Here is a 12,311-nt window from a genome sequence, read left to right as displayed (position 1 = left end):
ATAGTACAGCATCGCAGTTTTAGATGTGATTTTCGGTACGAACCTTGCTCATTGGATTGCATCCTCAAGGATCATAGATGCGGAACATGCGATTCAGATTACGACAATCTCATAGAAAATATATGGTTGGTAAACAGATAATTGGAATTGAATAATGACTCTTATTCTCGGATATACTTTTCACGATTCCCCTATCCTAATCGGAGACGTATTATTATCTAACGATGGATCATCCGATGAATTATTTAATACGCCAACTTACAACAACGTAAATATTTATATGAATAAGAGAAAAGCTCATGCCCATGTCACAGGCATGAAGCAGAAAGTAAATATCTTATCTGATAAATTGATAATTGCATGGGCCGGAAGTTACGTTCAGGCTCGGGCAGTGATGCGCGAGCTAAAAGAGTTTCACAAAAAAGGTGAAATAACACAGTTAAATATTATGGGATATATGGAAAAAATTCCACCAGAAGATTCTTGGAACTTGAGTCTCATTGGCTTCATCAGAGGAGAAACACATACATCCTATTTTTATAGGGATGCCATCCGATTGGAGCATAAATATCTATCAAACGTACTGATCGCTGGCAGTGGATTTCACCACATGGCCCAAATTCTTTCCGAATGTGAAATGCCCACAACCGCAGAAGAGTTGCAGATATTTGATAATAATTATATGGCTATGGCGACAATGAATGGGCTTTGGTTAGCGGCACAAGCAACTGGTATTGAAGTTATGACTGGAGAGAATTTTCTGGATCGATGGGGTGGCGCCATTAAAATTGCAATGTTTAATGCCGGAAAAGCCGCCAAGATTGGTAATATTTTATACACGTTCTGGGATTCAATAGATAATGGACAGAAAATAAAGCACCTTAAAATTCGCAATCACTTCATAAAGACCGAATATCAAGATGATATGCTCGTAACTCGAACACTTAGAGAATACGAAAGCACACCCACACCAAAATTTCAGGAAAAAATTTGCGCTATTCCACCAATTCTTAGCACTCGAATAAAAGGCGAAAGAATATCCGTATATAGACCATCTTTAAATTACGATTATATTTCAAGCACAATCATGCATTGGAAAGACAATCGGATAGAAAATGTTTTTAGCTCGGTTCATAAATTTGGAATATCTGAAAAACCAATTAGATTATCTCAGATTGGGGAAAATATCTCTATAATACCAACGAGCATTAATTACGAGCCATTGGCCCACTGTCGAAGTCCAATGGACATGATGCGGTAAGGCTGTTCGACGAGTTTGTTCCAGGCGTGGCAGCAGTGGTCGACGATGTCGCCATAGTTCTGGAAGACGCGATTTGAGAGCCAGTTGTCGCGCATGAACTGCCAGAGGTTTTCGACGGGGTTAAGTTCTGGGCAGCGGGGAGGCAAGGGCATGAGCGTGATGTTGTCCGGCACGATGAGTTCGTCCGAGTGATGCCACCCGGCCTGATCAAGGATGAGAACAGCCTGCGCGCCCGGCGCGACGTGGACGGCGATTTCCTGGAGATGGCGGTTCATCGCGGCGCTGTTGCAGCGGGGCATGACGATACCTGCCCCTTTGCCCTCGGCGGGGCAGATCGCACCGAAGATCCAAGCCGAGGCCCGGCGCTGATCCTTCGGGGCTGACGGCCTGGTGCCACGCTGGGCCCAGCGCCGGGTGAGTTGGGTCTGCTGACCGATCCGGGCCTCGTCCTGCCACCACACTTCTATCGGCGTTCCCGGCGGGAAGTGGCGCCGGATGCCCGCCAGACGGGTTGCGAAGGTTTTTTAAAATCAGTGATGTCTTCGGGCTTCTGACCACGATGGCGCGGCCGGGCCGAGAGCTTACGATAGCCCAGCGCGCGCAATTCGCGGCCAAGGGTGAAGCGCGTCACCGACACGCCGAACTCGTCCCACAACAACTGGGCCAGGTCGACAAGCCGCCAGCGCACGACCCCGTGTACGGCCGGAATTGGCCCGGCCTCGACGGCTGCGGCCAGGCGCGCGCGGTGCGTATCGTTCAGTAGCGATGCCTTGCCGGGCGCCTTGCGCGTTGCCAAGCCATCCGGGCCACCCGCGTTGAAACGAAGGACCCAGTCCCGCACGATCTGCAGCGTCACACCAGCCGTCCTGGCCGCTTCACCCCGGCTCCGCCCGTCGAGGATCTGCGCCAGGGCCAACAACCGCCGAACCTGATCGGCATCGCCGCACCGGCGGGCCAATTGGCGCAGAGCCGCTGCTGAATAATCCGAACGAACCTCGACTGCCGAACCCATCGCAAGCCTCCTCTTTGCTTGCTCTGGTGAATCAGAAAATCAGCCCGAAGGGAATCCCCCAGTGAGAGTCGCCATCAGCGCTCGCTGGTATAATACCAAAGAGCGTTGATTATGACCCATGGGCCCACTGCCGAAGTCCGATGGACATGATGCGGTATGGCTGTTCGACGAGTTTGTTCCATGCGTGGCAGCAGTGGTCGACGATGTCGTCATAGTTCTGGAAGATGCGATTTGAGAGCCAGTTGTCGCGGATGAACTGCCAGAGGTTTTCGACGGGGTTAAGTTCCGGGCAACGAGGCGGCAAAGGCATGAGCGTGATGTTGTCCGGGACGATGAGTTCGGCGGAGTGATGCCACCCCGCCTGATCAAGGATGAGGACGGCCTGCGCGCCGGGCGCGACGTGGACGGCGATTTCCTGGAGATGGCGGTTCATCGCAGCGGTGTTGCATCGGGGCATGACGATGCCGGCACCTTTGCCCTCGGCGGGGCAGATCGCACCGAAGATCCAAGCCGAGGCCCGGCGCTGATCCTTCGGGGCTGACGGCCTGGTGCCAAGCCTGGCCCAGCGCCGGGTGAGTTCGGTCTGCTGGCCGATCCGGGCTTCGTCCTGCCACCACACTTCTATTGGCGTTCCCGGCGGGAAGTGGCGCCGGATGCCCGCCAGGCGGGTTGCGAAGGTTTTTTAAAATCCGTGATGTCTTCGGGCTTCTGACCGCGATGGCGCGGCCGGGCCGAGAGCTTGCGGTAGCCCAACGCGCGCAATTCGCGGCCAAGGGTGAAGCGCGTCACCGACACGCCGAACTCGTCCCACAACAACTGGGCCAGATCGACAAGCCGCCAGCGAACGACGCCGTGTACGGCCGGAATGGGCCCGGCCTCGACGGCTGCGGCCAAGCGCGCGCGGTGCGTATCGTTCAGCAGCGATGCCTTGCCGGGCGCCTTGCGCGTTGCCAAGCCATCCGGGCCACCCGCATTGAAACGAAGGCCCCAGTCCCGCACGATTTGCAGCGTCACACCAGCCGTCCTGGCCGCTTCACCCCGGCTCCGACCGTCGAGGATCTGCGCCAGGGCCAACAACCGCCGAACCTGATCGCCATCGCCGCACCGGCGGGCCAATTGGCGCAGAGCCGCTGCTGAATAATCCGTACGAATCTCGACTGCCGAACCCATCGCAAGCCTCCTCTGTGCTTGCTCTGGTGAATCAGAAAATCAGCCCCATGGGAATCTGGAGGCTTCTGTGAGGTCGCGTTGCGCCGAGGGTGCTACCGGGGGCGACCGCGACCTCATTGAAGCCGGATTGAGCGAAGCCGCGGGATGACGGGCGCGGGCTATGGGGAAAGTGGCTTTGGGGCCTGGTTCGTGATGCCGATCCGGGCCCGTTGGAAGGGTTCTGATGGGGCTGGATTGACCGTAGGGCGCTCGTTGGCGGCCCACGGGCGAGGACTGGCGTCAGCTTTGCCGCTATTTTGAAGCCGGGAGCTGTCCGCGGTGGTGCGGCGGGTAAAACACCTCCGGCCGGCGCGCGGGGCTGCCGGGGTGGACGGCCGGGCGATGTTGGAATGTTGTCGGTTCATGAGGTGTCGTACCGGAGGGGCGGGCGATGGGGCCGAAGCGGCGGCAAGACGGCCAGGAGGATCATCGCGCCACCGCAGCACGGGCAGCGATCCAGCGGGGGGCTGGCCAATGGGGAGCGGTCGGTGGGTTCTTCGGCCACCGTTGGCGCCGGCGGTGGGACATCGAGGAGCTTGCGGCAAAGTGCCAGCTTTCCGGCCCGGTGACTGTTGGCGAGGAAGCCATAATGGCGGATGCGGTGGAAGCCATCCGGCACGGTGTGGAGCAGGAAGCGCCGGATGAACTCGAAGGATGCCAGGGTCATGACCTTGGCCTTGTCATGATGGCGATAATCCTTCCATCGGAATGTGACGTCTCTGCCGGTCATGGCGACCAAGCGGGTATTGGAGATGGCGACCCGATGGGTGTAGCGGCCCAGATAGGCCAGCACCTGGGCGGGGCCGCCGAAGGGCGGCTTGGCGTAGACGACCCATTCGACCCGCCGCAGGTCGCGCAAGCGGTGGTGGAAGGCGGCGGGCTCCGCCAGGGGGGCGAGGTCGCCGAAGAAGCCGAGGGTGCCGGCCTCGAACGCGGCGGCCAGCGCGTCGAGGAACAAGCGGCGGAACAGGCGGGAGAGCACGCGGACCGGCAGGAAGAAGCCGGGCCGGCATCCGACCCAGCGCGTGCCATCGATCGACGGTCCACCGCCGGGCACGACACAATGGACATGCGGATGGTGGTGAAGGGTCTGGCCCCAGGTGTGGAGCACGGCGACAAGCCCGATCTCGGCGCCCAGGTGCTTGGGATCAGCGGCGATGATGCGCAGGGTCTCGGCGGCGGCCTTGAACAGGATGGCATAGACCACCGCCTTGTTCTGGAACGCGATCTCCGCCACGGGTGCCGGCAGCGTGAACACGACGTGGAAGTAGGGTACCGGCAGCAGATCGGCCTGTCGTGCGGCAAGCCATTCCGCCCGCGCGGCGCCCTGGCACTTGGGACAATGCCGGTTGCGGCAGGAGTTGTAGGCGCACCGCACCAGGCCGCACTCCGGGCAAGCTTCGGCGTGGCCGCCCAGTGCCGCCGTGCGGCATGCCTCGATCGCACCCATCACCCGGCGCTCGACGCAGCCGAGGTGGCCATCGTGCGCCTGGCGATAGGCGTCGCCGTGGCGGCGGAAGACGTCCGCCACCTCCAGCCCGGCCGGCATGGCGATGCCGGCTCAGGCGGGAGGCACCACCTCCAGCTTCAGGCGGTCGAGCGGGCTCTCGGTGCGCCGGATGACGCTGTTGGAGACCTGGGTGTACCGCGCCGTGCTCGACAGGTTGCTGTGGCCCAGCAGGACCTGGATGATGCGGATGTCCGTGCCGTCCTCCAGCAAATGGGTGGCGAAGCTGTGCCGGAGCGTGTGGACCGTCACGCGCTTGGCCAGCCCGGCGGCGGCACAAGCCGAACGGCAGGCCGAATGGAGCACCTGCACGTCCATCGACCGGCTCCCGTCCCGGCCGGGAAACAGCCAATGACCGGGCCGGGCCAGGCGCCAATAGGTGCGCAGGATGCCCAGCAACTGCGCCGACAGCATGACGTGGCGGTCCTTGCCACCCTTGCCGTGCTCGACCCGGATGACCATCCGCCCACCGTCAATATCGCCGACCTTAAGGCTGACGGCCTCCGACGCCCGCAAGCCCGCCGCGTACGCCGTCGTCAACGCCGTCCGGCTCTTCAGGCTCGGCACCGCTTCCAGGAAACGCACCACTTCGTCCGCGCTCAGCACCACCGGCAGCTTGCGTGGCTCGCGCGCGTACGGGATGCGTTCGGGCAGATCGCCATACCCCAGCGTCACGCCATAGAAGAACCGCAGGGCGCACACCGTCTGGTTCAACGCCGGCCACGATATCCCCGTGGCGACCAGATGGACCTGGAAAGCACGGACGTCCTCAAGACCAAGGCGGTCCGGCGACCGCCCAAAATACCGGCTGAACTTCGCCACGGCATGCACGTAGGATCGTTGCGTCGCCGGCGACAGATTACGGACCGTCATGTCCTCGATCATGCGGCGACGTAGAGGGCTCAACTCGGCCATCGCGGAACCTCCGTAAGCGTCAGCGGATCGGCGAGCAGTTCAAGGGTTGACGGCCTTCTTCATTCTTGAAGCGCTGGCGATCCGCTTAAGAGTAATGCGGATCTGCTCTTCATCGATATCGTCGGGGTCGTAGGGGCCGCCGTACCAGTCGAGGGCTTCCTTCTTCTTTTTGCTGCCTCTGCCCTTGTCGGGCCCGGCGATGTCATCGAGGAAGTCGTAGTAGCCGGGAACTCCGCCGCAATCCTCGGGCGGGCAGCGCCGCTCGCCACCAAGGAACTGGGGATAGGGCTGGTCCGGCTGAGCGGCCTCGACGCGCTCGATGATGATCTGGTGTTCCCAGTTGTCGCCCATGTCGTAGACGTAGCCGAACGTCTCGACACCGGCATCGAGCAACTTTTGTAGCTTGATCGTGCTGGCGCGCTTGATAGTGCGCCCCCAGTCCATGCCATCGGGATCGGGAAGGCCGTAGGTGGCCCCCTCGACCTCGAACTCCCACAGATGGTAGTCGAGCCAGCCCATGGCGGCCTGGATGATCTTGTGGAGCGCCGCGAGGCTGGTGGTGCCGCGCACGGCAACGCGGCGCCAGACCAGGGGTTCGGTATGGAGCAGTTCGATGCGCAGGATGGCAAGGGTGTCGGCGGTCATGCCGCGAGTTTGTCAGCCCGGCGCATCCAGTTCCAGGGCAGAAGTTCGGCCAGCCGGTTGATCGGATGCCCCTTGGCCATGCGGTCCAGGACATCCGCCAGATAGGCCTCGGGGTCGAGCCCGTTCAGCTTCGCCGTCTCCAGGACGGAGTAGAGGAGTGCCGCCCGGTCGCCGCCCGCCTCGGAGCCCAGGAACAGGAAGTTCTTCCTGGTGATTGCGATGCCGCGCAGGGAGCGTTCGGCGGGGTTGTTGTCGATGGCGATACGGCCATCGGCGACATAGAGGGTGAGCGCCTCCCAGCGGTTCAGCGCATACCCGATCGCCTTGCCCAGCGTGTTCTTGGCCGACAGGCGCCGTTGCTGCGCCTCCAGCCATGGCTTGAGGTCGTCGAGGATGGGAACGGCGAGTTGCCGCCGGGCGTCCCGGCGCTGTTCAGCCGACAGGCCGGTGATCGCGGCCTCGACCTCGTAGAGCCGCCCGATCCGGCGCAAGGCCTCCTCGGCGATGGGTGACCTGGTCTTCTCGTACTGGTCGTAGAGATGCCGCCGCGCATGCGCCCAGCAGGCAGCATGAACGATGCCCGATGGGATGATGCCGGGCTGGACCAGGCTCGATGGCCGGGTCAGTGCCTCATAACCCGTATAGGCGTCCGCCTGGATCACCCCGCTGAACCCGGAGAGATGCTCACGGGGCCGTTCGCCCTTGCGATCCGGGCTGAAACGATAGAACGCCGCTGGCGCACGCTCCCCGCACCAGGGCCGCTCATCGACCAGGTAGGTCCAAAGCCGACCGAGCCGGGTCTGGCCGTTGCCGGGGGCCAGCACCTTGATCGGCGTGTCGTCGGTGTGGATGACTGGCGCCGCCATTACATGGGCACCGATCAGACCGGCCAGGGGGGCCACCCACCAGGCGGCATGGCCGACCCAATCGGCCAAGGTCGCGCGCTCGATCGCGATGCCCTCGCGCGCCAGGATCGCCGACTGCCGGTAGAGCGGCAGCCCGTCCAGGTACTTCGACACCACGACATTGGCCAGCAGGCCGGGCCCGGGGCGGCCCTTCTCCACCGGCAGGTCTGGGGCAGGCGCCTGGAGGATGACCTCGCACGCCCGGCAGGAGAGCTTCGGCCGGATGTGGCGGATCACCTTGAGGCGGGCCGGGATCTTCTCCAGCACCTCGGTCACGTCCTCGCCCAGCTTGGAGAAATGCGTGCCGCCGCAGCCGGGGCAGACGTCACCGGGGGAATGGACGACCTCCTCCCGCGGCAGATGCTCCGGCAAGGGATGGCGCACCGGATGGCGCTGGTCCCGCTGGCGCCGTTCCGGGGCCGCGTTCCCGGCATCCAGCGACGGCGCCGTCCGGGCGGCTTCGCCTTCCTCCAGGTCTTCCAGCATCAGTTCCAGTTGCGCGATCTGCCGGTCGAGCTTCTCCGATGAGCGGCCGAACTGCATCCGGCGGAGCTTGGCCAGTTGGGCCTTGTACTGCTCGATCAGGAGGCGCGCGCCAGTCAGTTCCGCCCGCGCCGTGGCCAGTTCGGCCTCGCGTTCGGCGAGCCGGGCACGGAGCTCGGCGATCTCTGCGGCGGCGGCGGTCATGGGGCGGATTCTACCCGAAAACGCCGCCGTCGGCAGCGTGGTGGACAGCATCCGAGTCACTATGACGCGCCGGGGGCCGCACGGGACCGAGCGCGCTCAGCAGGCCGCGTCCGGCTGCCAGGTTCGCACCGGCGTCCGCCAATCGATCCCTTCCAGCAGCATGGAAACCTGGGCGGCGGTAAGCGCGACCGAGCCCTCCCGGGCCTGTGGCCAGACGAACCGGCCACGCTCCAGCCGCTTGGAGAACAGGCAGAGGCCCTGGCCGTCCCACCATAAAATCTTGATCAGGTCACCCCGCCGCCCCCGGAAGGCGTAAAGCGCGCCGTCGTGGGGATCAAGCCTCAGCATCGTCTGCACCTGAGCGGCCAGGCTGTCGAACCCACGGCGCATGTCGGTCGCGCCGCACGCCAGGTAGAGGCGGACATTGCCCGGAAGGCCGATCACGACAATGCCGCCAAAACCCGGCGCAAGGCCGCCTCACCGACATCGCCGGTGATCCGCAGGCGCACGCCGGTCGGCAGCTCGACCTCGACCACGCCGACGGCAACGGGCGTCTGCTCCGCCACTTCAGGTACGACAGCCGGTGCGGGCAACGCCGCATCGGCAACAACCGAGACCGGCACGAACCCCGTCAGCTCACCCGACCGGAACTGCTTGCGCCACGTCGATAGCTGACCGGTGCTGATACCGTGCATGCGGCACGTCAGGCTCGGCGACGACCCCGGCGCCACGCTCTGCGCCAGAACCCGCAGCTTCTCTTCGGTACTCCAGCGCCGCCGACGCTCCGGCCCGCTCAAAACTTCGCCGTGCAACTCCGAAGCGCTCGTATGAGCACTTCGAAGCGCCTCCTTGCCGATCACCGTCACGTCATCCATGCGTCCACCACTCAAGCCGAGCGGCAAGCATGCCCATCAATAACGCCATGGGAAGGCGGGGCTGCGCTGACGCTTACGAACCTCCTGTCTGTGGATTGGGCTTCGACAACCGCAATCCTCAGACCGGAGGCCTCATACGCCAACAGCGGCGCCATTCCCGCGACAGCGGGTTCGTTCAATCCCCTTAGCGAGAGTCGCCATCAGCGCTCGTTGGTATAAGTATGTCGAAGCAATGGTACGCCCACATGGGCGAATTTCTCTTCAGGAATCTTCACCAAAATTTCGAATTTTTGTCAACAAAAGTCAGAGACATTTCCGATGATGAAGTAGACGCCATTAATAATTCACGAAATAACAACAACGAAACGCAACAATTAGCTTTCAACCTATTGACGGCACCGTCCACGATCTCGGGTCGTCACTGCCGGGGTGCTGCGCAGTCCAGTCGATACAAGCCATTAAGCAGTACCGAGCCAAAGCTTCAGCACGTTCGCGCCCAGACTCCCAGTCATGGAATGGTTTACTATCCGGCTTTCCTTTCTTGTGATTTTTACGTCCATGCATCGTCGCATTGCGGGCGTGGTCGTAAATTTCCTCGACCGCCTTCTGCGCTGTTTGGGTTCCCCGCATCCAAAGCGCCTTGTCAGCATCAACGTCAAGTTGGACTTTAATTAGTCATCTGTGAAGAATGGCGCTGATTGGCTCAATTGGAGCTGATCAGCGCCATTTTGCTTTGGGTTTGGAGGAGCTGGAAGAGGGCACGCCAAAGGTCTTTGAACCACCTAATGAGGAGGTGGAAGTTGAAGCCGGCGGCGGCGAGGACGGCGTTGATGCGGTCGCCGCTGCGTCCCTTGAGGTAGTTTCGTCCCATGCGGTGCTCGGCCTTGAGATGGCCGATGATGGGCTCGATGGCGGCCCTGCGTTTCATCTCCCGCTTGATGGCGGCGGTGGTTCTGCGGACCTGGCCAGTGATCCAGACCTTGAACTTGTTGGGATGGTTGTGCCCGCGATAGCCCTTGTCGACGTGGACCCGGTCTGGATCGCGCCCGGTGTTGGCCTTGATGTCGGCGACGGCCTTGGCGAGGGTGTGTCCGTCGAAGGGGTTGCCGTGGATGGCCTGGGCGTGGAGGACAAAGAGCCCTCCCTTGGGCTTGGTGATGGGGACGGCGACGCTTACCTTGCAACCGAACTCGTAAGGGGCGCGGGCCTTGCCTTTGCCGATGCATTCGACCTCGGGGGCATGGAGGGAATAGACCTTTTGCCCGCGCTGGCGCTGGGTCTGCATGCTGATCTTGATGGCCAAGTCGCATAAAGGGGCGTAGCGGGCTAGGAGGGCCGGAGCCTTGACGCCCCCCTTGGCGGCGATCTTGCGGTTGATGTCGCGGATGAGGCGGCCCAGGCGGGTGCGCAGGAACTTCAGTTGGCGATTGGCCTGCTTGTGCTGGTGGGCGTGGGTGTAGCGGCCGACCATGATGGCGGCCTTCTTGGCCACGCGCAGATAGCTCTGGCGCAGCGTGATGCCATTGTCCTTGGCGAAGGCGACCAGCTTCTCGATGGCCTTGTGGGTCAGGCGGGCGTCGGTGGGGTGGGCGATGGCCTTGGGCTGGACGGTGGTGTCCACCGCCACGCGCGCCAGGTCCTTGGTGCTGAGCGCGCCGGTGGCCTGGGCCACCCGCAGGCTCTCCTGGATCAGCGCCGCCAGCCGCTCCTCGCCCAGACGCTGGCGCCAGCGGGACATCGACGACCGGTCGAAGGGCATTGCAAAGTTGTAGGCGCCGACCAAGGCGTTCAGATGCTGCTCGAACTGTTCATGGCTGTCGTAGTTGTAGCGTTTGACCGTGGCTTCCTTGATGGTTCGGTTCATGCGCTCGACCTGGCCGTTGGTCCAGGGATGCCTGATCTTGGTAAGGCGGCGTTCGATGCCATTCTCCTGGCATCGCCTGTCGAACATGTGCGTCACGTACCGGGCCGTCGGGCCATCGGCATATCGTGGCGGGAAGGTGAACTGGATCACTTTGTCGCTCAGTCCCCTGATGCTTCGCGATGAAGGCCAACCTTATAGACTACCCTTCGCGAAGCATTCCCTCAGGTAGACATATGATTTTATCGCCTCTTCTCTTTTTGTTCAAAGTTTCGCAGCATCCACTTCCGTCCCTTAGGTACCTGAAAGACACGCCCATGTCCGCGCCCACGCCCAAAATCCCCGCCACCGTCATCACCGGCTTCCTCGGTGCCGGCAAGACCACGCTGATCCGTGGCCTGGTGCAAAACCCAGGCGGCCGCAAGCTGGCGCTGATCATCAACGAGTTCGGCGACGTCGGTGTGGACGGCGCGGTGCTCAAGGGCTGCGGCGACGCGGCCTGCCCGGAGGATCGGGTGATCGAACTGGCCAACGGCTGCCTGTGCTGCACCGTGGCGGATGATTTCGTGCCGGCGCTGGAAATGCTGCTGAACCGCGCCGATCCGCCGGACCACATTATCATCGAGACCAGCGGCCTGGCCCTGCCCAAGCCGCTGGTGCGCGCCTTCACCTGGCCGGCGGTGCGTTCGCGCGTCACGGTGGACGGCGTGGTGGCGGTGGTGGCGGCCGATGCCGTGGCCGAAGGCCGCTTCGCCCCGGATGCGGAGGCGCTGGCGCGGCAGAAGGCCGCCATGGAGGCCGGCGACGCCACCGTGGAGCATGAAACCCCGGTGCAGGAGGTGTTCGAGGATCAGGTATTGTGCGCTGACCTCATCCTGGTCAGCAAGACCGACCTGGTGGACGAGGCCGGGCTGGCCGCCGTGGCCGACACGGTGAAGGCCCTGCGGCCCACCGCCCCGCCCCTGGTGCGCGTGGCCCATGGCGATGTCGACCCCAATGTGCTGCTGGGCCTGTCGGCCGCGGCGGAGGCCGACCTGGACGCCCGCGTCAGCCATCACGACAACGAGGAAGATCACGACCACGATGACTTCACCAGCTTTGTCGCCGAATTGCCGTCCCAGGCCGATCCGGAGGCCCTGGTCCGCCGGCTGGGCGATGTCACCCAGCGCTTCGGCATCCTGCGCCTGAAGGGCTTCATCGATGTGCCGGGCAAGCCCATGCGCCTGCTGGTGCAGGGTGTGGGCCCCCGCATCCAGACCAGCTACGATCGGCTGTGGGGGCCGGACGAGGCACGGCGCAGCCGCCTGGTGGTGATCGGTGAGACGGGCCTGGACAGGGCGGCCATCGAGGCGGCGCTGGCCGCCTGATTGGCCGCGCGGACGAGGCGTGGACGCAAAGCGGTGCCCTGCCCAATCCCGCTGTTGACCCATCCCG

Annotated in this window: 10 protein-coding genes and 2 pseudogenes; 2 read left to right on the top strand and 10 right to left on the bottom strand. The window is 62.8% G+C overall.

What is annotated here, in order from left to right:
• The first annotated feature begins 154 nt into the window (after positions 1-154).
• Positions 155-1,261, top strand: a complete 1,107-nt coding sequence (locus Y958_RS31720) for a hypothetical protein (RefSeq protein WP_145727959.1) — start codon at positions 155-157, stop codon at positions 1,259-1,261.
• Here Y958_RS31720 and Y958_RS29335 read toward each other — a convergent pair.
• The 10 genes and pseudogenes from Y958_RS29335 to Y958_RS31715 form a co-directional block, all read right to left on the bottom strand.
• A protein-coding gene (locus Y958_RS29335; RefSeq protein ID WP_088875465.1) for an IS630 family transposase occupies positions 1,213-2,273 on the bottom strand; the annotation gives its coding sequence in 2 pieces (ribosomal slippage) (positions 1,213-1,781 and positions 1,781-2,273; 1,062 coding nt in all). The genes Y958_RS31720 and Y958_RS29335 overlap by 49 nt on opposite strands.
• 109 nt (positions 2,274-2,382) lie before the next feature.
• A protein-coding gene (locus Y958_RS29330) for an IS630 family transposase (RefSeq protein ID WP_088875464.1) occupies positions 2,383-3,443 on the bottom strand; the annotation gives its coding sequence in 2 pieces (ribosomal slippage) (positions 2,383-2,951 and positions 2,951-3,443; 1,062 coding nt in all).
• Between the two features lie 400 nt (positions 3,444-3,843).
• Positions 3,844-5,031: an IS91 family transposase gene (locus Y958_RS29325; protein WP_088870551.1), complete on the bottom strand. Its 1,188-nt coding sequence runs from the start codon at positions 5,029-5,031 to the stop codon at positions 3,844-3,846.
• Positions 5,032-5,043: 12 nt separating this feature from the next.
• A complete protein-coding gene (locus Y958_RS29320) occupies positions 5,044-5,904 on the bottom strand; it encodes a site-specific integrase (protein ID WP_088870550.1) in 861 nt (286 codons plus the stop codon).
• A gap of 39 nt (positions 5,905-5,943) precedes the next feature.
• The gene (locus Y958_RS29315) at positions 5,944-6,549 is read right to left on the bottom strand and encodes a plasmid pRiA4b ORF-3 family protein (protein ID WP_088870540.1); all 606 of its coding nucleotides are present in this window, start codon (positions 6,547-6,549) and stop codon (positions 5,944-5,946) included.
• On the bottom strand, positions 6,546-8,192 hold the full coding sequence (tnpC, locus tag Y958_RS29310) for an IS66 family transposase (protein WP_088870541.1): 1,647 nt from the start codon (positions 8,190-8,192) through the stop codon (positions 6,546-6,548). Before tnpC ends, Y958_RS29315 begins: the two co-directional genes overlap by 4 nt.
• A gap of 45 nt (positions 8,193-8,237) precedes the next feature.
• A complete protein-coding gene (gene tnpB / locus Y958_RS29305) occupies positions 8,238-8,585 on the bottom strand; it encodes an IS66 family insertion sequence element accessory protein TnpB (protein WP_088870542.1) in 348 nt (115 codons plus the stop codon).
• Complete coding sequence (gene tnpA / locus Y958_RS29300; protein WP_088870543.1) at positions 8,582-9,016, bottom strand: IS66-like element accessory protein TnpA; 435 nt, start codon at positions 9,014-9,016, stop codon at positions 8,582-8,584. Before tnpA ends, tnpB begins: the two co-directional genes overlap by 4 nt.
• Positions 9,017-9,719: 703 nt before the next feature.
• Positions 9,720-10,775: pseudogene (locus Y958_RS29295) on the bottom strand (IS5 family transposase); the annotation flags it as partial.
• Positions 10,776-11,042: pseudogene (locus Y958_RS31715) on the bottom strand (integrase core domain-containing protein); the annotation flags it as partial.
• Between the two features lie 152 nt (positions 11,043-11,194).
• Between Y958_RS31715 and cobW the strand changes: the two are divergent.
• Entirely contained in the window at positions 11,195-12,244 is a 1,050-nt protein-coding gene (gene cobW, locus Y958_RS29290) for a cobalamin biosynthesis protein CobW (RefSeq protein WP_088875462.1), read from the top strand.
• The last annotated feature ends 67 nt before the right edge of the window (positions 12,245-12,311 follow it).

Source organism: Nitrospirillum viridazoti CBAmc (assembly GCF_000730165.1).
GTDB lineage: Bacteria > Pseudomonadota > Alphaproteobacteria > Azospirillales > Azospirillaceae > Nitrospirillum > Nitrospirillum viridazoti.
This window is presented reverse-complemented; position numbering and strand designations above follow the sequence as displayed.

Excerpts from the sequence above, each read along its gene's own strand:
- Y958_RS31720 (WP_145727959.1), top strand. The coding sequence starts at position 155 with ATGACTCTTATTCTCGGATATACTTTTCACGATTCCCCTATCCTAATC.
- Y958_RS29325 (WP_088870551.1), bottom strand. The coding sequence starts at position 5,031 with ATGCCGGCCGGGCTGGAGGTGGCGGACGTCTTCCGCCGCCACGGCGAC.
- Y958_RS29320 (WP_088870550.1), bottom strand. The coding sequence starts at position 5,904 with ATGGCCGAGTTGAGCCCTCTACGTCGCCGCATGATCGAGGACATGACG.
- Y958_RS29315 (WP_088870540.1), bottom strand. The coding sequence starts at position 6,549 with ATGACCGCCGACACCCTTGCCATCCTGCGCATCGAACTGCTCCATACC.
- tnpC (WP_088870541.1), bottom strand. The coding sequence starts at position 8,192 with ATGCTGTCCACCACGCTGCCGACGGCGGCGTTTTCGGGTAGAATCCGC.
- tnpA (WP_088870543.1), bottom strand. The coding sequence starts at position 9,016 with ATGGATGACGTGACGGTGATCGGCAAGGAGGCGCTTCGAAGTGCTCAT.
- cobW (WP_088875462.1), top strand. The coding sequence starts at position 11,195 with ATGTCCGCGCCCACGCCCAAAATCCCCGCCACCGTCATCACCGGCTTC.